The sequence below is a fragment of the Devosia sp. A369 genome (assembly GCF_054489345.1).
The window spans coordinates 284,502-310,658 of record NZ_JBTMWV010000002.1; the positions used below are offsets into that span (position 1 = coordinate 284,502).

Annotated in this window: 24 protein-coding genes and 1 riboswitch; of the genes, 6 read left to right on the forward strand and 18 right to left on the reverse strand. The window is 63.2% G+C overall.

What is annotated here, in order from left to right; genetic code table 11:
- Window positions 1-10 precede the first annotated feature (10 nt).
- The 10 genes from gcvT to ACX3OZ_RS04920 all read right to left on the reverse strand — a co-directional run bounded on the left by gcvT (window position 11) and on the right by ACX3OZ_RS04920 (window position 10,373).
- Window positions 11-1,180, reverse strand: coding sequence for a glycine cleavage system aminomethyltransferase GcvT (gcvT, locus tag ACX3OZ_RS04875; protein WP_459096657.1), 1,170 nt, complete (start codon window positions 1,178-1,180; stop codon window positions 11-13).
- A 159-nt stretch (window positions 1,181-1,339) separates the two neighbouring features.
- Window positions 1,340-1,428: riboswitch (glycine riboswitch) on the reverse strand.
- A 274-nt stretch (window positions 1,429-1,702) separates the two neighbouring features.
- Window positions 1,703-2,188: a F0F1 ATP synthase subunit B family protein gene (locus ACX3OZ_RS04880; RefSeq protein WP_459096658.1), complete on the reverse strand. Its 486-nt coding sequence runs from the start codon at window positions 2,186-2,188 to the stop codon at window positions 1,703-1,705.
- Between the two features lie 5 nt (window positions 2,189-2,193).
- The gene (locus ACX3OZ_RS04885) at window positions 2,194-2,832 is read right to left on the reverse strand and encodes a F0F1 ATP synthase subunit B (RefSeq protein WP_459096737.1); all 639 of its coding nucleotides are present in this window, start codon (window positions 2,830-2,832) and stop codon (window positions 2,194-2,196) included.
- Window positions 2,833-2,931: 99 nt separating this feature from the next.
- Window positions 2,932-3,159: a F0F1 ATP synthase subunit C gene (locus tag ACX3OZ_RS04890; protein WP_108462026.1), complete on the reverse strand. Its 228-nt coding sequence runs from the start codon at window positions 3,157-3,159 to the stop codon at window positions 2,932-2,934.
- A 67-nt stretch (window positions 3,160-3,226) separates the two neighbouring features.
- Complete coding sequence (locus tag ACX3OZ_RS04895) at window positions 3,227-4,003, reverse strand: F0F1 ATP synthase subunit A (protein WP_459096659.1); 777 nt, start codon at window positions 4,001-4,003, stop codon at window positions 3,227-3,229.
- 21 nt (window positions 4,004-4,024) lie between these two features.
- Window positions 4,025-4,366: an AtpZ/AtpI family protein gene (locus ACX3OZ_RS04900; protein ID WP_459103945.1), complete on the reverse strand. Its 342-nt coding sequence runs from the start codon at window positions 4,364-4,366 to the stop codon at window positions 4,025-4,027.
- 705 nt (window positions 4,367-5,071) lie between these two features.
- A complete protein-coding gene (locus ACX3OZ_RS04905) occupies window positions 5,072-5,365 on the reverse strand; it encodes a GIY-YIG nuclease family protein (protein ID WP_459096661.1) in 294 nt (97 codons plus the stop codon).
- Window positions 5,366-5,482: 117 nt separating this feature from the next.
- Window positions 5,483-8,938, reverse strand: a complete 3,456-nt coding sequence (gene smc, locus ACX3OZ_RS04910; protein WP_459103946.1) for a chromosome segregation protein SMC — start codon at window positions 8,936-8,938, stop codon at window positions 5,483-5,485.
- Window positions 8,939-9,007: 69 nt separating this feature from the next.
- Window positions 9,008-9,775 (reverse strand): thioredoxin domain-containing protein, encoded by a 768-nt coding sequence (locus ACX3OZ_RS04915; RefSeq protein WP_459096663.1) that lies wholly within the window; start codon window positions 9,773-9,775, stop codon window positions 9,008-9,010.
- Window positions 9,776-9,866: 91 nt separating this feature from the next.
- Complete coding sequence (locus tag ACX3OZ_RS04920) at window positions 9,867-10,373, reverse strand: DUF721 domain-containing protein (RefSeq protein WP_459103947.1); 507 nt, start codon at window positions 10,371-10,373, stop codon at window positions 9,867-9,869.
- Window positions 10,374-10,612: 239 nt separating this feature from the next.
- Between ACX3OZ_RS04920 and ACX3OZ_RS04925 the strand changes: the two genes are divergently transcribed.
- Window positions 10,613-11,671: an A/G-specific adenine glycosylase gene (locus tag ACX3OZ_RS04925; RefSeq protein WP_459096665.1), complete on the forward strand. Its 1,059-nt coding sequence runs from the start codon at window positions 10,613-10,615 to the stop codon at window positions 11,669-11,671.
- A gap of 6 nt (window positions 11,672-11,677) precedes the next feature.
- On the opposite strand, the gene blaOXA is transcribed toward ACX3OZ_RS04925, so the two are convergent.
- The gene (blaOXA, locus tag ACX3OZ_RS04930) at window positions 11,678-12,484 is read right to left on the reverse strand and encodes a class D beta-lactamase (RefSeq protein WP_459096666.1); all 807 of its coding nucleotides are present in this window, start codon (window positions 12,482-12,484) and stop codon (window positions 11,678-11,680) included.
- A gap of 187 nt (window positions 12,485-12,671) precedes the next feature.
- Between blaOXA and ACX3OZ_RS04935 the strand changes: the two genes are divergently transcribed.
- Complete coding sequence (locus tag ACX3OZ_RS04935) at window positions 12,672-13,772, forward strand: carboxynorspermidine decarboxylase (RefSeq protein ID WP_459096667.1); 1,101 nt, start codon at window positions 12,672-12,674, stop codon at window positions 13,770-13,772.
- A 125-nt stretch (window positions 13,773-13,897) separates the two neighbouring features.
- Window positions 13,898-15,181, forward strand: coding sequence for a saccharopine dehydrogenase family protein (locus ACX3OZ_RS04940; RefSeq protein ID WP_459103948.1), 1,284 nt, complete (start codon window positions 13,898-13,900; stop codon window positions 15,179-15,181).
- Between the two features lie 74 nt (window positions 15,182-15,255).
- Here ACX3OZ_RS04940 and ACX3OZ_RS04945 read toward each other — a convergent pair whose 3' ends face one another.
- The 3 genes from ACX3OZ_RS04945 to ACX3OZ_RS04955 all read right to left on the reverse strand — a co-directional run bounded on the left by ACX3OZ_RS04945 (window position 15,256) and on the right by ACX3OZ_RS04955 (window position 17,525).
- The gene (locus ACX3OZ_RS04945) at window positions 15,256-16,386 is read right to left on the reverse strand and encodes a DNA methyltransferase (RefSeq protein WP_459096738.1); all 1,131 of its coding nucleotides are present in this window, start codon (window positions 16,384-16,386) and stop codon (window positions 15,256-15,258) included.
- 98 nt (window positions 16,387-16,484) lie between these two features.
- Window positions 16,485-17,135: a ribonuclease HII gene (locus ACX3OZ_RS04950; RefSeq protein WP_459096669.1), complete on the reverse strand. Its 651-nt coding sequence runs from the start codon at window positions 17,133-17,135 to the stop codon at window positions 16,485-16,487.
- 30 nt (window positions 17,136-17,165) lie between these two features.
- Entirely contained in the window at window positions 17,166-17,525 is a 360-nt protein-coding gene (locus ACX3OZ_RS04955; RefSeq protein WP_459103949.1) for a DUF4180 domain-containing protein, read from the reverse strand.
- A gap of 87 nt (window positions 17,526-17,612) precedes the next feature.
- Between ACX3OZ_RS04955 and ACX3OZ_RS04960 the strand changes: the two genes are divergently transcribed.
- On the forward strand, window positions 17,613-18,197 hold the full coding sequence (locus ACX3OZ_RS04960) for a hypothetical protein (protein WP_459096671.1): 585 nt from the start codon (window positions 17,613-17,615) through the stop codon (window positions 18,195-18,197).
- A gap of 14 nt (window positions 18,198-18,211) precedes the next feature.
- On the opposite strand, the gene ACX3OZ_RS04965 is transcribed toward ACX3OZ_RS04960, so the two are convergent.
- Window positions 18,212-19,360, reverse strand: a complete 1,149-nt coding sequence (locus tag ACX3OZ_RS04965) for a PA0069 family radical SAM protein (protein WP_459103950.1) — start codon at window positions 19,358-19,360, stop codon at window positions 18,212-18,214.
- 417 nt (window positions 19,361-19,777) lie between these two features.
- Here ACX3OZ_RS04965 and ACX3OZ_RS04970 point away from each other — a divergent pair, with 417 nt between their 5' ends.
- Complete coding sequence (locus tag ACX3OZ_RS04970) at window positions 19,778-21,268, forward strand: MDR family MFS transporter (RefSeq protein ID WP_459096673.1); 1,491 nt, start codon at window positions 19,778-19,780, stop codon at window positions 21,266-21,268.
- Between the two features lie 72 nt (window positions 21,269-21,340).
- Here ACX3OZ_RS04970 and moaB read toward each other — a convergent pair whose 3' ends face one another.
- The 3 genes from moaB to ACX3OZ_RS04985 form a co-directional block, all read right to left on the reverse strand.
- Window positions 21,341-21,877, reverse strand: coding sequence for a molybdenum cofactor biosynthesis protein B (gene moaB, locus ACX3OZ_RS04975; protein WP_459096674.1), 537 nt, complete (start codon window positions 21,875-21,877; stop codon window positions 21,341-21,343).
- Window positions 21,855-23,180 (reverse strand): MFS transporter, encoded by a 1,326-nt coding sequence (locus ACX3OZ_RS04980; RefSeq protein WP_459096675.1) that lies wholly within the window; start codon window positions 23,178-23,180, stop codon window positions 21,855-21,857. The genes moaB and ACX3OZ_RS04980 overlap by 23 nt, the downstream gene beginning before the upstream one ends.
- A 265-nt stretch (window positions 23,181-23,445) precedes the next feature.
- Complete coding sequence (locus ACX3OZ_RS04985; RefSeq protein WP_459096676.1) at window positions 23,446-24,258, reverse strand: uracil-DNA glycosylase; 813 nt, start codon at window positions 24,256-24,258, stop codon at window positions 23,446-23,448.
- A gap of 155 nt (window positions 24,259-24,413) precedes the next feature.
- Between ACX3OZ_RS04985 and ACX3OZ_RS04990 the strand changes: the two genes are divergently transcribed.
- Window positions 24,414-26,156 carry a tetratricopeptide repeat protein gene (locus ACX3OZ_RS04990; RefSeq protein WP_459103951.1) on the forward strand — a complete coding sequence of 581 codons (1,743 nt, stop codon included), beginning with the start codon at window positions 24,414-24,416 and terminating at the stop codon, window positions 26,154-26,156.
- Window position 26,157: the final 1 nt, after the last annotated feature.

Below are 26,157 nucleotides of genomic sequence, written 5' to 3' on the forward strand. Positions count from 1 at the left end.
ATTTGCGCTCTCAACTAGCGGTGGGTTTGCGGAAATAGCGATGCGGCACGAAGGGCGTGGGGACCACCTCTGCCGGTTGGGCTCGGCCGCGGACCGAGACCTGCAGTCTGGTGCCGTGCTCGGCGTGGCTGGGCGGCACGAAGCCCATGGCGATGGCCTTGCCCAGCGAGGGGGCAAAGCCGCCGCTGGTGACGACGCCAATGGCTGTGCCGTCAGCATCAAGGATCTCGGCGCCTTCGCGGGCCGGGGCGCCTTCAACGAGCAGCCCGACGCGGATGCGGGATGGTCCGTTTTCGCGTTCGGCCAGAATGCGCGCGGCGCCGGGGAAATCACCGGCTTCGCGGCGGCGCTTGGCGATGGCGAAGCCGAGATTGGCTTCGATCGGGGAAATGGTTTCGTTCAGTTCGTGCCCATAAAGCGGCAGGCCGGCTTCCAGCCGCAGGCTGTCGCGGGCGCCGAGGCCGGCGGGCTTGACCCGGTCATCGGCCAGCAACGCATCCCAGAGCAGGAGGGCATTAGCGTTCGAGACCAGGATTTCAAAGCCGTCTTCGCCGGTATAGCCGGCGCGGGAGACGATCAGCTTCTCGCCGCCCCAGTCGAAGGCAGCATATTGCATGAAGCCAAGTTCGATGGCGCCGGGAGCGATTTGCGCCATCACATTGACGGCTTCGGGGCCTTGCAGCGCCAGCAGGGCATTGTCGCCATCGACGCGGCCGAACTTGGCAGCGTCACCGGCGGCAGCCTGGATACGGGCGAAGTCACCCTCCTTGGTGCCGGCATTGACCACGATATAGAGCGCGCCGCCGAACAGTGGCGAGCGGCCGATCATCAGATCGTCGAGAGTGCCGCCTTCCTCGTTGAGCAGCAGGGTGTAGCGAATCTGCCCGGGCTTGAGCCCGGCGATATCCCCGCAGATCAGCGGCTCGATCAGCGCGGCGACGGCGGCGTGATCGGCATCGGCGTCGCCGCTGGGATTGTTGAGCACGAGAAAGCTCGGCCCCATATGGCTGACATCGAACAGGCCGGCCTGTTCACGGGTCCATTTATGCTCGCCCATGATCCCGCTGGGATATTGCACGGGGAGCGAATAGCCGCTGAACGGCACCATGCGACCACTGGCGGCAAGGTGACGCTCGTAGAGCGGCGTGAATTTAAGGTCTTCGGCTGAGGTTTGGGCCATCAACACATCCTGGAACTGAACAAGGCGACACGACTACACTCGCCTTGCGGCGAATTCCGTGCCCCCTCTGTCCTTGATCACCTGAGAGATTTCCCGGCTGAGCGCCGGTTGCTCCTTCGGTGGGACCAGGCAAGGTGCCGGTCCGCTTTCCAGAGTTATAGTGGTGCTGCGGTCCTTTTGCCTGAGAGTTTCCGGGGCGGTTGCTCCTTCGGCGCCGGAGAAAAACCAGTCTCTCCCGCAGTTCGGGGCACCATGGTGGAGAATCTGAAAGGCGTCAATTGCCTCACCACCGCTTTTCCTTCTCCCCTTGAGGGAGAAGGTGCCCCGAAGGGGCGGATGAGGGGTTGGTGCAACAACGTCAAAGCATGGGCGAGCGCAGGACCCCTCACCCTGACCTTCCGCTGAACGCGTCAGGTCTGTCCCTCTCCCTCAAGGGGCGAGGGGAAGGCAAGATCAGTATAGCGCAAACGAAAAGGGCGGGCATAACTTGCCCGCCCTTTTCTCAATTTCTGTGGCTGAAGCTTAGTTCAGCCGGTTGCCGACATCGGCGATGGCGTTGTCGACGACCGAACCGCCCTTGCGGTTCATTTCGTCGGTCAGCACCAGCCGGGCTGCCTCGATGGCGACGTCAGCCGAGCGGGCGCGCACTTCGGCGACGGCCTGGGCCTCGGCCTGGGCGATCTTGTCTTCCACCGACTTGGTGCGGCGGGCGATCAGATCGGCCAGCGATACCTGAGCCTCGGCGGTGAGGCGGGTGGCCTCGTCCTTGGCGGCAGCGATGATGCCTTCGGCTTCGCTCTCGGCGGCGACGCGCTTCTGCTCATATTCAACGAGCAGGGCAGCGGCCTCTTCGCGCAGCTGCTTGGCAGCAGCCAGGTCGTCGGCGATCTTCTGGATCTGGGCGTCGAGCATCTTGGCGATGATGCCGTGGATGCCGAAATACATCGCCCCTGCAATGAAGATGATCAGCGAGAGGAAGGCGTAGAAGCTGTTGTCCAACCATTCCATGGCGCTTACTCCTTCGATGCCTTGGCGACCGCGGCGCGGACGCTATCGGCCGAAACGTCGCCCACCAGCTGGGTCACGACACTCTGCGCGGTTTCCGTGGCGATTTCATCGACATGGGTCAGCGCTTCGGTCTTGGTGGTGTTGATCCGCGCCTCGGCTTCCGTCACCTTGCCGGTGAGGTCGGCTTCGACGGCGCTGCGCTTGGCAGCCAGATCGGCCTGGATCGATTCGCGGGTCTCGCTGGCAATGCCCTGTGCCTTGGACTTGGCTGCAGCCAGAGCCGCTTCGTAGGCAGCGATGGCAGCGTCGGTCTTTTGGCGCGACGCATCAGCGGCCGCCAGATCGGCGTCGATGATGGCCTTGCGGCCTTCCAGAATGCCGCCAATGCGGGGCAGTGCAATCCGGCTCATCAGCAGATAGAGCGCGGCGAACGTGATCGTCAGCCACAGCAATTGCGATGGGAATGTTGCCGGATCAAAGGGCGGGAATACGCCTGAATCATGCTCGCCAGCCGAGGCTTCGGTAGTGGCATGGGTGTCAGCGGTTGGATCGGCGAGGTTCACATCAACGACGCTATCAGCGCCCTCTACGTGGACTTCGGCCGGTGCAGCCGCTTCTTGGGCATAGGCTTGCGTTACCATCAGGTGCGGTCCCGTTAAATCCGGTCAGCCGGCGAGTAGCCGGATAAATATACGCAGCCGGGACGAGTCCCGGCCGCGAAGACAGGCGTGTGACGTCGAATATTAGACGACGAACAGCAGGATCAGGGCAACCAGGAACGAGAAGATGCCCAGAGCTTCGGTCACGGCGAAGCCGAAGATCAGGTTCGAGAACTGGCTCGGTGCTGCCGACGGGTTGCGCAGGGCGCCCGACAGGAAGTTGCCGAAGATGTTGGCCACGCCAATGGCGGCACCAGCCATACCGAAACAAGCAATACCGGCGCCGATGTACTTTGCGGCTTCAGCTTCCATTTTTTAGTCCTTTCAAGCGACTTTTAAGCGGGGGTTCTGGCGGAACAGCCCGCCGTGACTGGGTAGATTAGTGAGACGGGTGGATCGCGTCGTTGAGGTACATGCAGGTGAGCACCGCAAAGACATAGGCCTGAACAGCACCAACCAGGAATTCCAGTCCGGTGATGGCAACGCCCATAATCAACGGCAGCGCCGAACCCAGGATGCCAAGGAAACCCAGGCTGCTCATGGTGACGATGAAGCCGGTGAAGACTTTTAGCGTGATATGGCCGGCAAGCACGTTGCCGAACAGACGCACGGAAAGCGAGATCGGGCGGCTCATGAACGAGATGAACTCGATTGGCGCCACGATGGGAAGAATGTAGCCGGGCACGCCGGAGGGCACGAACAGCTTGAGGAATTTGGGGCCGTTCTTGAGGAAGCCGTAAACAATGACCGTCAGGAACACCAGCATCGACAGCGCGAAGGTGACGATGATGTGGCTGGTGACGGTGAAGAAATACGGCACCATGCCGAGCATGTTGGCCACGAAAATGAAGGTGAACAGGCTGAACACCAGCGGGAAGAACTTCATCCCCTCGGTGCCGGCAGCGCTGCGCACCATATTGGCGACGAAGCCGTAGACCAGCTCGCTGACCAACTGGGCCCGGCTGGGCACCACGCGCTTCGCGCCGGTCGACAGGATCAGGTAGAGCGAAATAATCGCAATCGTCACCACCATGAACAGCGACGAATTGGTGAACGCAAAGTGGACGCCGGACCCTTCGGTACCATCACCACCAAGGGTGAATAGCGGGAACATGTCCTCGATGACGAACTGGTGGATCGGATCAGTACCGGCCAAGATAGAGCCCTCTAAACGTCATCAATTTACATCTTCGTCTTCCACGTCGGGTCCTAGATCGGAGCCCGGCGGGGGAGGCGATGCGGCATTCATTTGTGCCACCACACGGGTGACATTGAGTATTCCAGCGGCGAAGCCCACCAGGAACATGGTGAGCAAGCCCCAGGGGCTGGTCCCCAGGCCAAGATCGATGAGATAGCCGAAGCCGGTCCCCACCAATATCGCGGCGATGAATTCGGTGCCGATGCGCATGCCGCGCGCCATACCGCTCATCTCCGGGGTTGCACTAGCCGAGGCCTTGTTGTCCTCGATATCGCGTACCCGCTTGGCCGAGGCAATACGCGATGCGAGATCGCGCGTCACCTCTTTGGTGCTGTCTGGCTGACCTTTGCCACTCGGCGGTTTTGTCATCCGCTTGCCTGCCTCGGTCGACCCTGCCCGGCATTTCCGGGACACCTTCTTAAGTCGCGCGCAACATAGTAGTGGGGTTGGAGAGTGTCAAGACGGCCTTGTCGGCTGTAAGTCATTGGTATGTAATGTAAAATCAGCGTGCGACGGGGGTGCGGCATGCTGTCCACAGGGGATCATGGCGAAGTCGAGGCAGTGACGGGGGGATTCTGTCGCATTCCGGCACGGCCAGCGACCGCGCGGCGCCAGCCGAACGGAGGGAAAGGACGAGCGGAGCCCCGAGGTGGCTGTCGCCTCGATGGATAGTAAAAAATGAGGTGATAGTCGCCTCGGGGCGTCGGGTTTTTCTCGGAAGGCAGACCGCAAGCCCCAGCATGGACCCGTAGCCCCATGCCCGAATGCCCCATCCGCACAGCCCAGGGCGAAGCGCGACCTCCACCCTCCCGACCGTCAATCCGGACACCGGTCGCTGCAGCGCCGCTCGTATCCCGGAAGATGGGGGGAGTATGGCACGGGAATTGGGGGCGGGGATAAGATGGATAAGTGGGGGTGGAAAGGTGGATCACCGGGGACGGGCCCGGTGATGACGGTGGGGAGGGGGCGGTTATCTTTCCCCTATCGTCATTGCCCGGCTTGTCCGGGCAATCCATCTTCTTGCCATCACCGCGCGTCGAACAGCCACGAACTGAGGTCAGCCCAGTCGGGATTGATGGCTTCGATCAGATTGATCTTCCATTGTCGGGGGTATTTTTTGATCGACTTCTCGCGTTGGATCGCATCAACCACCAGATCATGCTCTTCGAGCCAGACCAGGGTTCTGACGCCATAACGCGAGGTGAAGCCGGGCGTCAGTGCGTGCTGATGCTCGAATAGCCGGCGTGATGGATTGGATGTGACGCCGGTATAGAGCGTCCCATTTTTCTTGGATGCCAGGATGTAGACATACCCCTTCATCTATCCAGCATGCCGGAAGATGGATCACCGGGACAAGCCCGGTGATGACGGTGGGGAGAGAGGATTTTTCATTCGTCATTGCCCGGCTTGTCCGGGCAATCCAGCTTCTTTCAGGCTCTACCCCGCCTCAAGAAACCTCTCCGCCGTCGTCAAATCCACCGAGACCAGCTGGCTCACGCCGCGTTCGGCCATGGTGACGCCGAACAGGCGGTCGACGCGGCTCATGGTGATTGGGTTGTGGGTGATGACCATGAATCGGGTGTTGGTGCGCTGGCGCATGGATTCCAGCAGGTTGCAGAAGCGTTCCACGTTGGCGTCGTCGAGCGGGGCGTCGACTTCGTCGAGCACGCAGATCGGTGCCGGATTGGTCAGGAACACGGCAAAGATCAGGCTCATGGCGGTGAGGGCCTGTTCGCCGCCGGACAGCAGCGTCATGGTCTGTGGCTTCTTGCCGGGCGGGCGGGCGATGATTTCGAGGCCGGCTTCGAGCGGGTCGTCGCTTTCGACAAAGCTCAGCTCGGCAGTGCCGCCACCGAAGAGGCTGGTGAACAGCTCCTGGAAATAGGCGTTGACCTTGACGAAGGCCTCGTTGAGCCGGGCGCGGCCTTCGCGATTGAGCGAGGCGATGCCGGTGCGCAGCTTGGCGATGGCCTCCACCAAATCGTCCTTGTCCTTGACCATCAGGTCGAGCTTTTCCTGAATCTCGATGGCTTCCTTTTCGGCGGAAAGGTTCACCCCACCCAGCCGCTCGCGCTCGGCCTTGAGGCGGTCGAGCTTTTGTTCGGTGGCGTGTTCGGCGGGAAGCGGCTCTTCGGGGCGAATGCCGGAGGCTTCCAGCGTCTTGCTCGCCGGAATGTCGAGTGATTCTTCGATCTGGCGTTCGATCTGCTGGCGCTGGGCGATGAAGCCCTTGGCGCGCTCCTCGATGCGGGTCAGCTCGATGCGGGCATTGGCCAGCAGATCGCTGGCGGTCTTGAGCGCGCGGTCGGCCTCGCGAAAGCCGGTCTGGGCGACGTTGAAACTGTCGCCAGCGGCCTGATGCTCGATCTTGGCCGTCTCGATCTGGTCTTCAAGCTGGGCGCGGCGGGCGGCGAAACCATCGGGGGTTTGGGCGACGCTGGCCAGCTGGGCGCTGACTTCGGCACTGCGCTGGTCGAGCGTGGCGAGCTGGGCCAGGGCGCCGTCGCGGCGGCGCTGCCAGCTTTGGGCGTCACGGTCCAGCTGGGAGAGGCGGCTCTCGCGCATGCGGGCGGCGGTTTCGAAGCTGCCCAGCTTCAGGCGGGATTGATCGGCGCGGTCGCGGGCGGTGTCGAGCAGTGATTGGAGGGCTTCGGCGTGTTCGGCGGCCTCGTCCTCGGTGCCGGCCTCATGCAAGGCGTTTTCGGCCTCGTCGCGACTGGCTTCGGCTTCCTCGAGGCTGGTGGCGAGGCGGGTACGGGCTTCGTCGAGCGCCGATTGGCGGGTGGTCAGGTCGCCGATGGCGCGCTGAGCTTTGTCGACTTCGGACTGGGCCGCGCCGATGGCGTGCTGGGCGGCGCGCCAGGCGTCGCGACGGCCGCGCTCGTCCTGACGGGCGGCTTCGAGCGTGGCGGTCAGGGCCTCTACATCGCGCTTATGGGCGTTGCGTTCGCCCTTGGCGCGGGCGATTTCCTCATCGAGTTCGGCGAGGCGATTGCGCTGGGCCAGTCGCTGGGCGGCGGCGCTTGGCGCGTCGGCGGCGGCGATGAAACCGTCCCAGCGCCACAGCGCACCATCCATGGTGACCAGCCGCTGGCCGGGCTTGAGCGCATGCATCAGCGCCGGGCCATCGACGGCGTGGATCAGGCCGATCTGGTCGAGGCGGCGCTTGAGCAGGGGGCTGCCGGTAACGTAGCGCGACAGTGGTTCGGCGGCCTGGGGCAGGGCGGCGTCATCGGTGTGATCGACCGGCACCGACCAGTGCATCGGCGCGCCGGCGTCGGAGCTGGCATCAAGATCATCGCCCAGCGCCGCGCCGAGCGCGGTTTCATAGCCGGGCGCGACCTTGAGTTCATCGACAATGGCCGGCCAGAGACTGGCGCCGACATTGAGCATTTTGCCCAGGGTGGCGGCTTCGGCTTCGAGCCGATTGAGTGCGGCCTCGATATCGGCAAGGCGCGGGCGGGCGGCGTCGAGCCTGGCCTGGGCGTCGGCGGTGGCGTCCTCGGCTTCAAGGGTGAGCTCTTCGGCACCGGCCATGGTGTCCTGCGCGGCGGCCAGTTCGGCGCGCTTGGCGCTGAGGGTTTCGTCGGCGTCGAGGCTGGCGGTAACGGTGCGGGCTTCCTGCTCGACTTCGGCGAGCTGGTGGCTCAGGCGCTGAATGCGGGTGGCGGCTTCCTGGGCGCTGCGGCTGGCTTGGGCGCTGCGGGCGCGCACCTGCGCCAGCGTGTCGGCGGCCGCGCGGGCCCGGGTCTCGGCCTCGGCCACGGCGTTGCGCGCGGTGTCGGCCTCGATGCGGGCCTGGTCGAAATCACCTTGTGCCGCTTCGCCCTCGGCGGCGAGACCGTATTGTTCCTCTTCATAGGTGGCCAGCGTGAGCTCGGCTTCCTCGACCAGTTCGCGCTCGCGCACGCCGTCGGCGGTGAGCTGGCGGATGCGGTCTTCCAGCTCGGCCTGACGCTGGCCGGCACGGCGCGCTTCCTCGGCCAGCTGTTCGGCCAGAATGGTGTAGCGCTGCAGCACGGCGCCGGTCACCGCTTCGCGGTCGCGCAAGGGTTGCAGCGCGGCATCGGCGGCTTCGAGTTTTTTCTGCGCCTCAAATTGCAGATGGGTGGCGTCGGCCAGGTCGCGGATGAGCACGGCCTGCTGCGCCTCGGCCTCCTTTTCGGCGAAGCGGGCCGCCACCCAGCGGATATGATAGAGCGTCGCCTCGGCGCGGCGGATATCGCCGGACAGCGCGCGATAGCGAGTGGCCAGACGGGCCTGACGCTTGAGGGTTTCGAGCTGGGTGTCGATCTGGGCGATGACGTCATCGACGCGTTCGAGATTGGTCTCGGCGCCGCGCAGCCGCAACTCGGCTTCATGGCGGCGCGAATGCAGCCCGGAAATGCCGGCGGCCTCTTCGAGCAGGGCGCGGCGGGCGGTGGGCTTAGCGGCGATCAACTCGCCGATCTGGCCCTGCCGCACCATGGAGGGGGAATGGGCGCCGGTGGAGGCATCGGCAAACAGCAATTGCACGTCGCGGGCGCGCACTTCCTTGCCATTGACGCGATAGACCGAGCCGGCCTCGCGCTCGATGCGGCGGGTGACTTCGAGCACATCGGCATTGTTGAGGGCAGCCGGGGCGGTGCGGTCGGAATTGTCGAGGACGAGGGTGACTTCGGCGCTGTTGCGGGCCGGGCGATTGCCGGAGCCGGAAAAGATCACGTCATCCATGCCCGAGGCGCGCATGGCCTTGTAGGAGCTTTCGCCCATCACCCAGCGCATGGCTTCGACGAGGTTGGACTTGCCGCAGCCATTGGGCCCGACAATGCCGGTCAGTCCCGGCTCCATGACCAGGGTGGTCTCATCGGAGAAGGATTTGAAGCCGTGCAGCTTGAGGCGGGAGAACTTCATCGCTGCCCCCCCATGCAAAAGGCGACACCTCCCCCATCATGGGGGAGGTGCTGATTGTGCTTGCGGAAATTACTGCGCAGCAGGGGCGGCTGGGGCCATGGCGCCACCAGCGGGAGCCATCGCGTCGACAGCCGGCGCCATGGCATCGGCTGCGGGGACGGCAGCAGCGGGTTCGGTGGCGACGAAATCGGCAGGCACAAGCGGATCGATCGCGGCCGCGAGTTCCTCGAGCGTCTTGTCACCGGTGAGCGTCTTGCCATTGACATAAAATGTCGGCGTACCCGTCAGTTTGAATTCATCGAGCGCCTGTTCGCGCAAGGCTTCCATCCCGGTGAATAGCTCCTGATTCGTCAATGCGGCATCAAAAGTTTCCTGGGTAAAGCCCAACTGCTTGGCGATTTCGAGAATGGCGTCGCGCGGCGTCTGCGAAGCGGCCCAGGTGGCCTGGGTCTTGAAATAGGTCGACAGCACATTGTGGTAGTTGGTCGGGCCGGCGGCTTCGGCCAGCATGAACACGGCGGCGTCGAGCACGTTGCGCACGAAGGGGCGGGTGATGAACCGCACCTTGCCGGTATCGACATAGGCGGCGACGAAGGCGGGGGAGACGTTATTGGCGAAGGTCGCGCAATGCGGGCAGGTCGGCGAAGCGTATTCAATGACCGTGACCGGCGCGGTTTCGCTGCCGCGAGCATGGTCGGCTACGCCGCCGGCGGGCGCCATCAGCTTGGCAACGTCGATCATGTCGCCTTCGGCTGCGCTGGCGGTGGCAACCCCGCAAAGGCTCAGGGCCGACGCGGCCGCAGCCAGCATAAGGGTGTCACGGCGGGTAAATTTCACTTCGAACGCTCCTGTTTTAATGTGCGGACACTACACCGGGCAAATGTGTGGGCAAGTGGGCACATCCATCAACCTAAGGTGAACACTGGCCCTATTTTTTCTCTGACCGGCTGGACATGGCGTGACCCAGACTCCGCAAGGCTTCCCTTACATCGTCATTTTCGATCTCGGCCACCATGGCCCCGACCTTGCTCACGACCTCGGGGGCCGGTTGGAAGGTTTGCTCCGGTTTGGCTGAACCGGGGGTGAATGCCTCGGGTGAGAGGCGCACCGCCCCCACTAGCACGAAGCCGAAATAGCGATTGACCGCCGCCGCGATCTTGGGCCCTTCATGGGCAATGGCCAGCGCATGGCCGGGCACGCAGCGCAGCACCAAGGTCGCGCCTTCGGCACTGCGCTCGCCGCGCGGCCAGCTCAGCTTGTCGGGAATGGCGACGCTGTCATAGGGTTTTGGCGCCATCACCGACCAATGGGTGATGATGTCCCGGCTGGCAAAGCCGCGCTTTTTCAGCACCGGATCGAGCGCGCCCGACAAAACGTCGGCCACGCTCATGGTCCGGTTGCGGCGCTTGGGCTCGGGAAGGTCGTCTTTGGCCATGGGTCTTGGAATACCCCCACCCCGGCCCTGCCCACAAGAGCCTGTTGTGCAATTGAGCGCCACGACCGTGGTGTTCTTTGACATTGCCTCACCCCAACCTTGAGCCGGGATCCATCCCCAGATCGTGCAGGTGAACCCATCTCAGGATGGGTCCCGGCTCAAGGCTGGGATGACACCGCGATTTGTTGCAGGACTTGCGCAAACAGGTCTTGTGGGCAGGGCTGAGGTGGGGGTATCCGATGCTGATGTACCTCTCCAATCCCGCTCCCATCGACGCGCCGGCTGTTCTTGCCTGGTATGATCGCCATGCGCGCGATCTGCCTTGGCGGGTCGCGCCGGGGGAGCGGGCGCGTGGGGTGCGGCCGGATCCATACCGGGTGTGGCTCAGCGAAGTGATGTTGCAACAGACCACCGTGGCGGCGGTGAAGAGCTATTTCGTCCGTTTCACCAGCCTGTGGCCGACGGTGTTCGATCTCGCCGCCGCGCCACTCGACAGTGTGCTCAAGGAGTGGGCGGGGCTGGGCTATTATGCGCGGGCGCGAAATCTGCATGCCTGTGCGCAGGCGGTGGTGGACCAGCATAATGGCGTGTTCCCGACCGGTTCGGTGGCGCTGCAAACCCTGCCGGGGATCGGCGCCTACACCAGCGCGGCCATCGCCGCGATCTGTTTTGACGAGCCCATTGCGGTGCTCGACGGCAATCTCGACCGGGTGCTGGCGCGCTATTATGCGCTGCCGGTGCCGGTGCGCGAGGCCAAGGACGAATTGCGGGCGGCGCTGCAGGCCTCGGTGCCGGAGCGGGCCGGCGATTTCGCCCAGGCGATGATGGATCTGGGCGCCACGATCTGCGCGCCGCGGACTGCCGCCTGCATGCTGTGCCCGATCCAGCCCGGCTGCGTGGCGACCAAGGCAGGCGATCCGACCATCTATCCGGTCAAGCCGGCCAAGGCTGAACGCCCGGTGCGCAAGGGCCATGCCTATGTGATGCGCGACGGCGATGGTGACGTGTTCCTCCAAAGCCGCCCGACCAAGGGGCTGCTCGGCGGCATGACCGAAGTGCCGGGCTCGGACTGGGCAGCTTCGCTGCCGGACGCGGACTATCCCGTCACCGGCGCCTGGCAGCATCGCGGGCAGGTGGTGCATGTGTTCACCCATTTCCGGCTGGAACTGGAAGTGTGGTCGGCCGAGGTGGACGCGACTGGCATGGATGGCGGCTGGTGGAGCGAGCGCCGGGCGCTCAAGGGCGAGGCGCTGCCGACATTGTTCCGCAAGGTGCTGGCAGCGGCGGGGCTGGAGTAAGGCGGACTATGGCGCGGCGACGAGCCCGCGCCATTCCTGCAATAGAGCGTCTTTCGCCCTGATCCCCCCGGAGATGCTTTCGCGTTTTTCATCCTGAGCGAGTCGGGCGAAGACCAAAGTGCGATCCCCCTTCTTGGCCCAGCCCACGAACCAGCCCCAGCCTTTGCTGCGGTCAAACGCGCCATCGGCCAATCGCGGATAGGCGGAACCAGTTTTGCCGGAAATCATCCAGCCCTCGTCGGCCGGGGTGGTTTCCACAATGGCCAGGGTCATGTCGATGGCGTGGGGCTGGACCGGCAAAGAGCGGTTGAGGAGGTTGCGGAGAAACGCCACCTGCTCGACAGGCGCGATCTTGAGCGATGAACTGATCCAGGCGCGTTCAAGCGCATTGTTCTTGCCCGCATCTCCGGCGAAATCCGCATTGCCGTAGCCCAGCGCCAACGCGTAGCGCTCTAAGGTTTCGACGCCCAGCGCGGCAGTGAGCTGCTGGGAGAACCAGACCACCGAATATTTCATCCAGCGCGTCGGATCTGTTGGCTGTTGCCAATTGTCGCCACCCCAATCGGCATAGCCCGCTTTGAAGGGCAGGGCGGGCGTGCTGGCGTCGGTGAGCACGCCAGCGTCAAACCCCATCACGCTCAGCGCCAGCTTGAACGTCGAGGCCGGCGTTACCCGCGAGCGGCAATCGCCTCGTTCCAGCAGCACCACCCCGGTCTCCGCATCAGCAATGACGGTGCAAATGGTTTTGGCACTGGCTGGGGCCACGGACATGACAAGGGCGAGCAGGCAGAGGGCGAGATGTTTCATGGACACGATCTACAATGGTGGGCACCGGGCGCTCAAGGGCAGGGCAGTTTTGCTCACTGCGGGGCTGGAATGCATGAGCGTATCTTGAGCTATCGGTCGTTAGCAGTTAGGTAGGCCTGATCCACTCGCGCCATGGCGCACTGGTGCTATCGGGCCTTTGGCGCCCACCCCCAATAGAGGTGCGACAGGCTCATTGACGTTAAACACGCCCTATTATCTCGTCGACAAGACGGCTTTGCTCTCCAATCTGGAGAAAATTTCGCGGTTGCGCGAGCGCTCGGGTGCCAAGTGCCTGCTGGCGCTTAAATGCTTTGCCACCTGGTCGGTGTTTGACCTGATGGCCGAGCATATGGATGGCACCACGTCGTCCTCGCTCAACGAAGTGAAGCTCGGCTACGAGAAATTCGGCGGCGAAACGCATGCCTATTCGGTCGCCTATTCGGATGGCGAGATCGATGAGGTCGTGGCCAATTGCGACAAGATCATCTTCAATTCGCTGGGCCAGTTGCAGCGGTTTCACGCCAAGGCGGCGGGCAAGCAGATCGGGCTCCGGCTCAATCCGCAGGTCAGCAGCTCCGATTTCCTGATTGCCGACCCGGCGCGGCCGCATAGCCGGCTGGGGGAGTGGGATCTGGCGCGGATCGAGCCGGCGCTGGAGCTGATCTCGGGCGTGATGATCCATTGCCATTGTGAAAATGATGATTTCGCCAGCTTCTCCGCCATTCTGGGCGAGATCGAAACGCGCTTCGGCAGCGTGCTGGAACAGCTCGATTGGGTGAGCCTGGGCGGTGGCATTCACTTCACCGGCGCCGACTATCCGCTCGATGATTTTGCCGACCGGCTCAAGCTTTTTGCCGAACGCTGGGGCGTGCAAGTCTATTTGGAGCCGGGCGAAGCGGCGATTACCAATTCCACCACGCTGGAAGTGAGCGTGCTGGATACATTGCACAATGGCAAGGAACTCGCCATTGTGGACGCTTCGATCGAAGCCCATATGCTGGATCTGCTGATCTACCGGATCGAAGCCAAGATCGCCCCGAATATGGGGCAACATACCTATATGATATGCGGCAAGTCATGCCTTGCCGGCGATATCTTCGGGGAGTTCCAGTTCGAAAACCCCTTGAGCGTGGGCGACCGCATCTCCATTCAGGATGCGGGCGGTTACACCATGGTCAAGAAGAACTGGTTCAACGGCGTCCACATGCCCTCGATTGCGGTCAGGGAATTGGACGGTCGGGTGCGGCTCGTCAAGAGCTTCACCTACACGGACTATGTCGACAGCCTCTCCTAGAGAGGGCGACTTGGTTCAGCGTAGCCACTGCCGGGAGCCGCTCAGGCGCCGGTGCCGATTGGAACGCGTTCAGAGTGCTGACTGAGGTCTCGCTGCTCGCGTATTGACTAGGTGTTTCGTGCCAATTGAAAAAGAACGTCCTGATTATCGGGGCCGGGGGTGTGGCGCAGGTCGTCGCGCATAAAGTCGCCCAGGCCAACGACATCCTTGGTTCCATCCACATCGCTTCGCGCACCGTGGATAAATGCCATGCCATCATTGCCAGCATTATCGACAAACGCGCGCTGAAGGTGCCGGGGGTGCTCGAAGCGCACCAGCTCGACGCCATGGATGTGGAAGCCACCAAGGCTCTCATCATCCGCGCTCGTGCCGGCATCGTCATCAATGTGGGCTCCGCCTTCCTCAACATGTCCGTGCTGCGGGCCTGTATGGATACCGGCGCGGCCTATATCGACACCGCCATTCATGAAGACCCCGAGCGGATCTGCGAAGCCCCGCCCTGGTACGGCAATTATGAATGGACCCACCGCACCGAATGCGAACGCAAGGGCATTACCGCCATTCTGGGGGCCGGATTCGACCCTGGCGTGGTCAATGCCTATGCCGCGCTGGCTGCCGAGGACTATTTCGACAGCATTGACTCGATCGATATCATTGACGTGAACGCCGGCTCGCATGGCCGGTATTTCGCCACCAATTTCGATCCGGAGATCAATTTCCGCGAATTCACCGGCAACGTGTGGAGCTGGCAGGATAGTGCCTGGACCGAGAACCGTATGTTCGAGATGCAGCGCAGCGATATCCTGCCCGTCGTGGGTGAGCAGACGACCTATCTGACCGGCCATGACGAGGTGCACTCGCTCTCGGCCAATCTCGACGTGCCCAATGTCCGGTTCTGGATGGGGTTCGGGGCGCATTACATCAATGTGTTCACCGTGCTGAACAATCTGGGCCTGCTCTCGGAAAAGCCGGTCATGACCGCCGAGGGGCTGGAGGTGATCCCGCTCAAACTTGTCAAAGCCGTGTTGCCGGACCCGGCCTCGTTGGCCCCGACCTATAGCGGCAAGACCTGCATCGGTGATCTGGTGAAGGGGCGCAAGGACGGCGAGGAACGCGAAGTGTTCATCTACAACGTCGCCGACCACGAAGAGAGCTATGCCGAAGTCGGCAGCCAGGCGATTTCCTATACCGCCGGAGTGCCGCCGGTGGCGGCTGCCATCCTGGTGGCCAAGGGCCTCTGGGATGCCAAGCGCATGGTCAATGTCGAGGAACTGCCGGCCAAGCCGTTCCTGGCGCTGCTGAACGACATGGGCCTGCCGACGCGGATTCGCGATGAAGCGGGGGATCGGGCGCTCAGCTTTGAAGCAAGCGAGAGCCGGCCGGCCAGCAAGCGGGCCGCCTCACACTGATGGCCTGACACAGAAAAAGGCCGCCGGGGCAAACCGGCGGCCGAGGTAAGAGCCTGATTGATTGGAGGTCAGGATCAGGCAGAAAGCAAATCAAGTTTTGCACGGATGCCCGTGCGTAGATCGTCGATCGGGCTAACCTGCCCGAGATGTTCGCGATGCCAGAACGTCCAGCCATTACAGGCTTCCGCTCCCTGAACCAGCGCCCCCACCTTGTGGATGGAGCCCTGATGGGTTCCCGAGATCAGCGAGCCGTCAGCACGAACCATGGCGAAGTAACGCTTCGATGCGTCGAAGAGTTGCGCGCCCGGCTCGATTAATCCCTGTTCGATCAGCGAACCAAACGGAATGCGGGTTTCCTTGCGCTTCGGCGTTACCGATTGCAGCGCCTCGAACACGCCGGGGCGAATGGTGGAAATCCGCTTCAACGCCGCATTGATATAGCTCTGCTCGCGCTCGATGCCGATGAAATGGCGACCCAGCTTGCGCGCCACGGCGCCGGTGGTGCCGGTGCCGAAGAACGGGTCGAGCACGATATCGCCCGGCTTGGTGGTGGCATTGAGGATGCGGAACAGCAGGGCTTCCGGCTTCTGGGTCGGATGGACCTTTTCGTCGTCCTCGTCCTTGAGCCGCTCATTGCCGGTGCAGATCGGGAACAGCCAGTCGCTGCGCATCTGCGTGTCGTCATTGGCCAGCTTCATCGCTTCATAATTGAAGGTGACGCGGCTTTTCTGGCTCTTGGCGGCCCAGATCAGCGTTTCATGCGCATTGGTGAAGCGCGTGCCGCGGAAATTCGGCATCGGATTGGCCTTGCGCCAAACGATGTCGTTGAGCATCCAGTAGTCGAGATCCTGTAGCGCGGTGCCGACGCGGAAAATATTGTGGTAGCTGCCGATGACCCACAGCGCCCCATCGGGCTTGAGCACCCGGCGGGCGGCCTTGAGCCAGCCGCGCGTGAAGGCGTCATAATGGGCAAAGCTGTCGAACTTGTCCCAGTCGTCATCGACCGCATCGACCTTGGACTGGTCGGGGCGCGTCAGACTCTGGTCAAGCTGCAGATTATACGGCGGATCGGCAAAGATGAGATCGACGGAGCCGGCCGGCAAACTATTCATATGGTCGATGCAATCGCCCACGAGAATAGTGTCGATGGGGAGACGCTGGGTCTCCTCCGCAGTGGCCTGAACGACCCTACGCGCGGTACTCAACATACACTTAACCCTAACGCAGTACTAACAAGCCCGTTATAGCGCGGCAGAGTTAATGGAGCGTTTTTAAGGGGTTAGCGGGAGGTTAAGAGGGGCGGTCAGGCGACCCGGACCCGCGCCCAGGCTTCGGCGACGGGGGCGAATTCTTCGCGGTGGTGGCGGCAGGGGCCATGCTCGACCAGAGCGCGCATATGCTTGGCGGTGGAATAGCCCTTGTGGCCGGCAAAGCCGAACTGGGGCGCATCGCCATCCATGATGCGGCACATGCGGTCGCGGGTGACCTTGGCGACGATGGAGGCAGCGGCGATGGAGACGCTGCGGCCATCGCCACCGATCAGCGCCAGTCCTTCGCAGGGCAGGCCGAGCGGCACGTCGCGGCCATCGATCAACACGCGATCGGGGCGCAGGCTGAGGCTACAGGCGGCCTGGGCCATGCCCCATAGGGTGGCGCCGCGAATATTGCGGCTGAGAATGATCGAGGGCGGGGCGACGACCACCGATACGGCCAGCGCCACGGCCATCACCTGCTCGAACAGGCTTTCGCGCTGATCTTCGCTCAGTTTCTTGGAATCGTTTAGGCCCAGCGGAATGGCGTCGGCGTGGAGCACCACGGCGGCGACGACGACCGGTCCGGCCAGCGGCCCGCGCCCGGCTTCGTCGACGCCGGCAACGACACGGGCGCCCCGCGCCAGGAGCGCCAGCTCATGGGAATAGTCAGGCTCGGTCTGTAGCGTCGAATCGAACAACATGGCGCCAGCATCATCCTGGCGCCGATCAAGTCAATCGCCGAGGCGGGCCAGCAGCGCCGCGCGGTCGGGCACAAACAGGTGATGACCCCGCCGATTGGTCTCATAGACGAAATCATGCAGCGCTGTGCTGGCGGCGACGTTGGCGGCGATATCGCCCTGGATGGCGAGGCGCTGACCATATTGCTCCATTTTCTGGAACACTTCGCCGGCGATGCGGGTTCTGAGATCGAGAAAGCCGGGAGCGAGGCGGGAGATCGGCACCACGATGAGGTCGGGGTTGGCGTCATAGACGTCGCCGATGAGGCCAGGCGCGGTCAGGTCACTGCCCAATAGGCCACCCTGCGGTGGCAATTCGCAGATGACGAGGCCCTTGTGCTGGGTGACATGCATGACGATCTCCGTGCTTTAGCCCTGTGCCGGGCGCGGGCCGGTTGCTATAATCGCTTCTGCCGGGGGGCGCCAGACAAAGAGAATTTGATGATCGCCAGAATTGGCAGCGTCCTTGTTGTTCTTGCCTTGAGCGTCATGCCGGCGGCAGCCGAGCCCTTCCACCATCCGTTTGGCGAATGGCGGGAATATCACCGGGACTGGCTGGCCGCCTGCCCGGATGTGATCGATGAGAGCGCCACCAGCTATTATGGCTTTTCCTGCTTCGCCAGCACCGGCAGCCAGGAGCTGAACAGCGCCAGCCTGCCCGCCTATAAGCTGACCCTGATGCGCAACCGGCTGACCGGCGATCTCGACGTGGCCATTACCGTGGCGGCTGATGGGGTGACCATCGATACCGGCCGGCCGCTGGTGCTGGCGTTTGGCGGAATGAGCCCGGACCAGTTCAGCTTCACCGAAGATCTGGAGACCCGCTACGATACCGAAAATCAGTTCTTCGTCGCTGATCCCGGGCGCACAGCGGCGCTGATCGAGCGGATGAAGGAGCGCAATGCGCTGCTGCTGACGGTGCCATTGAGCGATGGGGCGAGCAAACAGGTATGGCTATCCCTGCGCGGGGTGATGGCGTCGCTCGACTTCATGGCCAGCCATGCGCGCAAGGTGGCGCAGTATTAGAGGGGACCGGCCCTCTAAAACAAACTCATCTGCCGCTCTTCGAGGTGGGGGGCGGTGAACAGGTCATTGCGCAGGCCGGGCAGTTTGGCGTCGAGGCCATAGCGTTCGCGCGCCTTGTCGAAGCGCTGGCGCAATAGCGTGGCGTAGGGGCCTTCGCCGGTGAAGCGCGAGCCGAAACGCGGGTCGTTGTCGCGGCCGCCTCTGGTGTCGCGCACCAGCGACAACACGTGGCGGACCCGGTCGGGGAAATGGCGCAGCAGCCATTCGCGGAACACGTCGCGCACTTCGCCGGGCAGGCGCAGCAGGATCATTGAGGCGCTTTTTGCGCCCTGCGCGGCGGCGGCATCGAGAATGCGCTCCAGCTCCATGTCGTTGATCGCCGGAATCATCGGCGAGGCGCAGACCGCCACCGGCACGCCGGCCTCGCTGAGCAGGCGGATAGCCTCCAGCCGGCGGGCCGGGGAGGAGGCGCGCGGCTCCATGCGGCGGCTGAGCTTGTGGTCCATCGAGGTCATCGAGAGGGCAACCTTGACCAGACCCAATTCGGCCAACTGGGTCAGCAGATCGAGGTCGCGGATGATGAGCGCCGATTTGGTGGTGATCATCACCGGATGGCGAGTTTCCAGCATCACTTCGAGGATGCCGCGCGTCAGCTTGTGCTTGCGCTCGGCCGGTTGGTAGGGGTCGGTATTGGTGCCCATGGCGATGGGCTTGACCCGATAGCTCTTGGCCGCCAGCTCGGCGCGCAGCGTCTCGACGGCATTGACCTTGACGTAAATATCGCGCTCGAACTCGATGCCGGCCGAATGGCCGAGAAAGGCATGGGTCGGGCGGGCAAAGCAATAAGAGCAGCCATGCTCGCAGCCGCGATAGGCATTGATCGAGCGATCGAAATTGATATCCGGGCTGTCATTGGAGGTGATGATGGTCTTGGCGCGTTCGATATGCTCGACCGTCTCGAAGATCGAGAGCGGCTCGACATTGTCCCAGCCATCATCAAAGCTTTCGCGGCTCTGCTTTTCAAAGCGCCCACTGCGATTGCTCTGAGCGCCACGACCACGGATGCGGTCGGGATCAAGCAGTTCACGCCGCGCCAGATCGGCGTCGCGGCTGCGGCTGAGCATTTCGAGGGCTTCGAACGAGGGGGCCTGATAAAGGGCCATGAGACATCTCCTGCCGGGCGCGCCGCAGTCGAATCGTCACTGCAGAACGCCATTAAGGAAATAGCAGTATTTTGAGAACAAAACAAGAACTTGTATGGCGGCCTGGACTACATATGGGGGCTCCGGCCATGCGGGAGAAGGGGCGGCGGCCCAAATTTGCAGGCCAGAATTGCAATTGTGTGGGTGGACGGAACCAGGGGGCGGGCCTACACCTGCCAACCTTTCGCGGGCGCTATGCGCTCGGGCGATGTTTAAATTGATGACTTTGCATTGGCCGCCTCGGCAGCGGCTGTCGTCTGACATTTGCACTTAACAATCAGGCTGCTGACACCGGCTGTCGCAGAATTTTTTCACGATGCGGTCGAAAATTATCGACGTCATCCGTAGCCCCAGTGCCATCTGGGTTCGAGGAATATCATGAGTACCGACACAAGCAATTTTGACGCCGAACTAGCCGGCACCCCACCGCTCAACCAGAGCGAAGCCGCCCGCAACAGGCTGGTGATCGCCCTGTTGCTGGTTTCCACTTTCGTGGTGTTTCTCAACGAAACCATCATGAGCGTGGCGATTCCGCATCTAATGACCGATCTGGGGATCACGGCCGGCGTAGCTCAGTGGCTGACCACGGCATTCCTGCTGACCATGGCCGTAGTGATTCCGATCACCGGCTTCCTGCTGCAGCGCATGAACACGCGGCCGATCTTCATTCTGGCCATGTCCATCTTCACCGCCGGCACGCTGATCTGCGCCGTGGCACCGGGCATTGAGCTGCTGATTTTTGGTCGTGTCGTGCAGGCGGTCGGCACCGCCATCATGATGCCGCTGCTGATGACCACGGTAATGTCGCTGGTGCCCCCGGACGCCCGTGGCAAGACCATGGGCAATATCTCCATTGTCATGTCGGTGGCGCCGGCCGTTGGCCCGACCATTGGCGGCTTCATCCTGGCCCATATGGACTGGCGCTGGATGTTCATCCTGGTGTTGCCGATTGCCGTCGGGGCGCTGGTGCTGGGCTATCGCAAGATCCAGAATGTCTCCACCCCGCGTTATACGCCGCTGGATGTGGTCTCGGTGATCCTGTCGGCACTGGCCTTTGGCGGCTTGATCTATGGGCTGTCGAGCTTCGGCGAGGCGGTCGGCCATGTCGGCGACGCGCCGCTGATCCCGGTCTGGGCGCCGCTCGTCGTTGGTGTGGTGGCAATGGTGGCCTTCATCGCCCGCCAGCTGATGCTGCAGCGCGACGACAAGGCGCTGCTTGATTTGCGCACCTTCAAGTCTGCCAATTATCGCGTCTCCATCGGCATGATGTTCGTCGCCATGATGGCGTTGCTGGGCACCATTATCCTGCTGCCGATCTATACGCAGAAGGTGCTCGGCCTCGACACGCTGGAGACCGGCCTGCTGATGCTGCCCGGTGGCTTGATCATGGGCGTTATGGGTCCGGTGGTCGGTCGTCTCTATGACCGGGTCGGTCCCACGGTGCTGGCGGTGCCCGGCGCGATGATCGTCTCGGCGGTGATGTGGGCGCTGACCCTGGTGGGTCAGGATACCCCGACCTGGGCCGTGATGGCCGGTCATATCGCCATGAGCATTGGCCTGGCGCTGCTGTTCACGCCGATCTTCACCGCCTCGATGAGCTCGGTGCCCAAGGACCTCTATTCCCACGCCAGCGCCACGCTGGGTTCGGTCCAGCAACTGGCCGGCGCGGCAGGCATTGCCCTGTTCGTGGCGGTAATGACCATCCAGACGGCGGCGCTGGCTGCCGGCGGACTGGACGAAGTCGCGGCCCTGGCCGGTGGTATTCGCTCGGCGTTTTTCGTCGGGGCGATCATCTCGCTCTTCGCGGTGGTAGCGGCGTTCATGATCCGCAAGCCCGAAGGCGGCTCGGCGATGAGCCACGGGCACTAAGCCGTGGTGATATGAATCGAAAACGGCGCTCCGTGAGGGGCGCCGTTTTTGTTCTGGGGATAGGGGGTGGACTCAGCGCTCGGCGAGGCGCGGCATCAGCTCGACGAAATTGCAGGGCTTGTGCCGGTAATCGAGCTGGTGGCTGAGAATGCCCTCCCAGGCGTCGCGGCAGGCGCCGCGCGAGCCGGGCAGGCAAAAGACGAATGTCGTGCCGATCAGCCCGGCCGTAGCGCGCGACTGAAGTGAGCTGGTGCCCACCGTGGTCGCCGAATATTGGTGGAACAGCACGGAGAAGCCCTCCATGCGCTTGTCGAACAGCGGCTCGACCGCCTCCGGCGTCACGTCGCGGCCGGAAAAGCCGGTACCGCCGGTGGTGAGGACGACATCCACGGTGGGGTCGGCGACAAAGCCCTGCACCGCCTGGCGGATGAGCTGGATATCGTCGCGGATCACCAGGCGCTCGGCGCAATGATGGCCATCGGCTTCGAGCAGCGATTTGAGCAGTGCGCCGCCGGTATCGGTTTCCAGCGTCCGCGAGTCGGACACCGCGATCACCGCGATGGATAGGGGCTTGAAAGCCCGGTCTTCAAACCGTGCGGTCTTGAACATCGCCTCGATCCTCATTCTGCGTCGACAGCTCTTCGGGCACCGGCGCTTCGGCCTCGCCCAACTCGAACTCATCACTATCAGTCCGTGGGTCGAGCACAATCGATTCGGGGGTCGCCTGCCGGTCATCGCCCATCGGCTGGAACGGTGTGCGGTGGGCGGCGTCGCGGCTCTTGCGGAGGCGCATGCGCAGGAAGGCGGTGATCGCCAGCAGAGCGTGGAAGGTGGCGGTGACCACGAACAGCCCAACCGGCGACCAGACTTCCATGATCATCGAGGCCACGGTCGGACCGATGGCCAGCCCGATGCCCAGAGTCAGCAGCATGCCGCCGGCGATCTTGGCGAAATCGCCATCCTTGGCGAAGTCGTTGGCATGGGCGACCGCCACTGCATAGATCGGATTGGCCGAGAAGCCGTAGAGGGCAAACAGCACATACATCATCCAGCCGGCAGTCGGATTGATCAGCACGGTCAGCGCGCCCACGACGGCGGCCGAACCGGCCAGCCCGATCAGCACCAGCCTGCGGTCGATATGGTCGGATAGCCGCCCGAACGGAATTTGTGCCACCGCACCCAGAATGGCGGCGACGGCGAACAGCAGCGCAATGCCGCTTGCGTCGAGCCCTTGCTTATAGCCATAGACCGGCGCCAAAGTGCCGAAGGCGCCGTTGGCCATGCCCACCGAAAAGGCGGCGATGGCAGCGACTGGCGAGGTTTTATACAGCAGGCCGAGATCGAGCTTGGCCGACGACAGCGGGCGCGGCTGCGGGCTCGAGGTCATCGCGGTGGGCAGCACCGCACAGATAAAGCTGATGGCGCCGATGACGAAGGGCAGATAACCGGCGACGCCGGTGATCGAGAGCGCGATCTGCCCCATGGTGGAGGCGGCCATGTTGATGGTGGTGTAGATCGAAAAGATCGTGCCGCGGCTCTTGTTCTCGGCCACTTCGTTGAGCCAGCTCTCGACGATCATCGCCGCGCCGGCAAAGCAGAAGCCCGATAGCGCCCGCAGCAATATCCAGCTGATATCGTTGATCAGCAGCAAATTGAGCAGGATGGTGATGGTGCCGATGGCGGCCATCACCGAGAAGGCGCGGATATGGCCGGCCTTGCGCACCACCAGCGGCACGGTGAGCGAACCCGCGACGAACCCCACCGACCAGCCGGTGCCGATCAGGCCCAGCGACAGCAGCGAAAACCCTTCCTCGGCACCACGGACCGACAGCAGCAGGCCCTGCAAGCCGCCGCCAAACATCAACAGCGCGGAACCCAGAAACAGGGCATAAATCTTGATTACGGAGGCCATGACGCTTTCGGCAATTGAGGGGCGGAAGAACGTTGCAAATCACGCAAGGGTGACCATAGCCCAGGGTTCCGGGATTGGAACGGCGGAAATGCGGCGGGATGGGAATTTAGGGCTGGGGGCACAGTATGGATTCGCCCCAACCACAATGTCACCCCGGCCTTGAGCCGGGGCCCATCTCGAGATCACGCCGCTCAAATCATCTCAGGATGGGTCCCGGCTCAAGGCCGGGATGACATCGAGTGTTTTGCACCATTCGGCGTCCGGACTAACCCAGCCCCAGCGCGTCGATCTTCAGCTTGAGGCTGAGCAGGTCTTCCCAGGCTTGCTGCTTGGCGGCAGGGGTGCGCAGCAGATAGGCGGGGTGCAGCGTCGGGATGGCGTCGACCTGATGGGTGCCGATGCTGATATTGGACCATTTGCCGCGCATCTTGATGATGCCGCTGGTGGTGGAAAATATCGTCTGCATGGCCGAGCCACCCAGCGTCATCACCAGCCTGGGCGCCACCAGCTCCACCTGCCGATAGAGAAAGGGCAGGCACAGCGTCATTTCTTCCGGCGTTGGGGCGCGATTGCCGGGCGGACGCCACGGCACGGTATTGGCGATATAGACACTGCTGCGGTCGAGCCCGATGGCGGCCAGCATGCGGTCGAGCAATTGCCCGGAGCGGCCGACAAACGGCTTGCCCTGGCGGTCCTCTTCGGCGCCCGGGGCCTCGCCGATCAGCATGATCTTGGCTTCTGGATTGCCATCGGCAAACACCAGCTGCGTCGCCCGCAGCTTGAGACCACAGCCATCATAGCTGTCGAGCAGGGCGCGCAATTCGTCGAGCGTCTGCGCCGAGGCGGCAAGGCTGCGCGCTTCGGTGGGGTCGCCACCCAGCGGAGCCGGTTCGGCGGCGCGGGGCGCCGGCTGTTGCGCTGTCGCCATTGCGGCGGCTGGTGGCGCGACACGCTGCGGCGGGCGCTGGGCGAAGCGATCCACGGGATCTTCGCCCACGGCGATATCCACGCCGGCGGCTCGATACCAATCGAGCACGGCGAGCATTTCGTCGTGATTTAGCGGTCGCGTCTGATCCATGTTGTCTGTTATGTCACAGCCCGTTTCGCGCGGCCAGTCGTGCCGCTGGAGGATGGGCAATCACGCTATGTGGCGCGCCCTTGCGGCGCAGTCCCAAAACGGACAATCTTTGCGCCGAGAACGGGCCTTGATAGGCCAAGGGAGTATTCAGCCTCGTGACATCGCTTCTGAACCGTTTCCTGCGCCCGGCCTGTGTTGCCTTGCTGCTCTCGGCATCGGCCCTCCAGGCGGGACAAGCGGCCCAGCCTGTGCGGACCGCGCAATCCGATCCTTTCGCCAGCTTCGGCCTGATGCCGCTGTTCCGCACCAGCGTCACCGGCGCCTATATGGCCGGCCAGCAGGCGCTGCAGGATCTGCGCACCGACGAAGCCGCGCGCTATTTTTCGCAGGCCGCGCAGGGCGATTGGGACAATCCGGTGCTGGTCGAGCGCGCCTTCATCGCCTATGCGGCGGACGGGCAGATCGGCCAGGCCGCCTCGACCGCCAAGCATTTGCTCGAACTCGATCCCAATAGTGAGCTGGCCGAACTGATCATCGCCACCGAAGCGCTCAAGGAGCGGCGCTATGGCGCGGCCGAACGGTTGCTGGGCGCGATCGGACAGGACAGTTTCACCGGAATCACCGCCGGCATTTTGCGGGCCTGGGCGCTGGTGGGCGAGAATCGCAAGGCTGAAGCCGATGCGGCGCTGGACCAATTGGGCGCCACTGGCCTCGAAGATTTTCTGGTGTTCCACCGGGCGTTGATGGCGGAAGCCTCTGGCGACACCGATACCGCCATAGAGCTAGCCGGGCGGGCCTTTGACACCGAGCCCTATGTCGCCCGAATCGTCGAGGTCTATGCCCGTATACTGGCCAATGCCGGGCGCTTCGATGAAGCGCTGGATGTCATTGCCGAATTCGAGAACCAGGGTCTGAGCCACCCGGTCGTCACCATCGTCAAAAAGCAGGTTGAAGCCCGCCAGCGGCCGGGGATTTTTGCCTCCAATGTGCAGGTCGGCGCCGCCGAAATGTTCCACGGAATCGGGGTGGCGCTGTCACGCGATGGCAGCCTCGACCTGTCGCTGGTGTTCCTGCGCATGGGGCTTTATCTCGATCCGTCGGCCGACGTGATCGCGCTGGCGCTGGGGCAGTTGCTCGACAGCGCCAACCAGCACAATGCCGCCAACACCATCTATGAAGCCGTGCCGGCGACATCGCCAATGAAGCCGACGGCGGTGGTGCGGGTAGCACAAAATCTTGACGTTACCGGCGACCGCGCCGAGGCGCTGCGCCGCCTCAACAATATCGTGACCAGCCGTCCCGACGACCTCGACGCCATCGCGGTGCTGGGCGATCTGCTGCGCTATGACGAGCAATACGTCAAATCCGCCGAGGCCTATAGCAAGGCGCTTGAGCTGACCGGCGGCGACGGCCCCACCGATTGGCGCTTCTATTATGTGCGCGGCATTGCCTATGAGCGGGCCAAGGAATGGCCCAAGGCCGAGACGGATTTCCTCAAGGCGCTGGAGCTCAATCCCGATCAGCCCGCCGTGCTCAACTATCTCGGCTATAGCTGGATCGACCAGGACATGCATCTCGAGCAAGCGCTCGAAATGATCGAGAAGGCCGTCGCGGCCCAGCCGCAGGATGGCTATGTCGTCGATTCGCTGGGCTGGGCTTTCTACAAGCTCGGTCGCCTCGATGAGGCCGTGAAGACGCTCGAACAGGCGGTGCTGCTGCGCCCCAATGATGCCGAAATCAACGACCATCTGGGCGATGCCTATTGGCGCGCCGGCCGCCGGCTGGAAGCCAAGTTCCAGTGGAATGTGGCGTCGTCGGTGGATGAGGAAGGCAATGTCAAGGAACGCGTAGCGTCCAAGCTGGTGGACGGGCTGACCGACGCCAACGCCACCGAATAGC

Bases quoted from the DNA above. Each gene is read 5' to 3' on its own strand.
- gcvT (WP_459096657.1), bottom strand. From the start codon at position 1,180: ATGGCCCAAACCTCAGCCGAAGACCTTAAATTCACGCCGCTCTACGAG.
- ACX3OZ_RS04880 (WP_459096658.1), bottom strand. From the start codon at position 2,188: ATGGAATGGTTGGACAACAGCTTCTACGCCTTCCTCTCGCTGATCATC.
- ACX3OZ_RS04890 (WP_108462026.1), bottom strand. From the start codon at position 3,159: ATGGAAGCTGAAGCCGCAAAGTACATCGGCGCCGGTATTGCTTGTTTC.
- ACX3OZ_RS04905 (WP_459096661.1), bottom strand. From the start codon at position 5,365: ATGAAGGGGTATGTCTACATCCTGGCATCCAAGAAAAATGGGACGCTC.
- smc (WP_459103946.1), bottom strand. From the start codon at position 8,938: ATGAAGTTCTCCCGCCTCAAGCTGCACGGCTTCAAATCCTTCTCCGAT.
- ACX3OZ_RS04920 (WP_459103947.1), bottom strand. From the start codon at position 10,373: ATGGCCAAAGACGACCTTCCCGAGCCCAAGCGCCGCAACCGGACCATG.
- ACX3OZ_RS04925 (WP_459096665.1), top strand. From the start codon at position 10,613: ATGCTGATGTACCTCTCCAATCCCGCTCCCATCGACGCGCCGGCTGTT.
- ACX3OZ_RS04950 (WP_459096669.1), bottom strand. From the start codon at position 17,135: ATGTTGTTCGATTCGACGCTACAGACCGAGCCTGACTATTCCCATGAG.
- ACX3OZ_RS04955 (WP_459103949.1), bottom strand. From the start codon at position 17,525: ATGCATGTCACCCAGCACAAGGGCCTCGTCATCTGCGAATTGCCACCG.
- ACX3OZ_RS04960 (WP_459096671.1), top strand. From the start codon at position 17,613: ATGATCGCCAGAATTGGCAGCGTCCTTGTTGTTCTTGCCTTGAGCGTC.
- ACX3OZ_RS04965 (WP_459103950.1), bottom strand. From the start codon at position 19,360: ATGGCCCTTTATCAGGCCCCCTCGTTCGAAGCCCTCGAAATGCTCAGC.
- ACX3OZ_RS04970 (WP_459096673.1), top strand. From the start codon at position 19,778: ATGAGTACCGACACAAGCAATTTTGACGCCGAACTAGCCGGCACCCCA.
- moaB (WP_459096674.1), bottom strand. From the start codon at position 21,877: ATGTTCAAGACCGCACGGTTTGAAGACCGGGCTTTCAAGCCCCTATCC.
- ACX3OZ_RS04980 (WP_459096675.1), bottom strand. From the start codon at position 23,180: ATGGCCTCCGTAATCAAGATTTATGCCCTGTTTCTGGGTTCCGCGCTG.
- ACX3OZ_RS04985 (WP_459096676.1), bottom strand. From the start codon at position 24,258: ATGGATCAGACGCGACCGCTAAATCACGACGAAATGCTCGCCGTGCTC.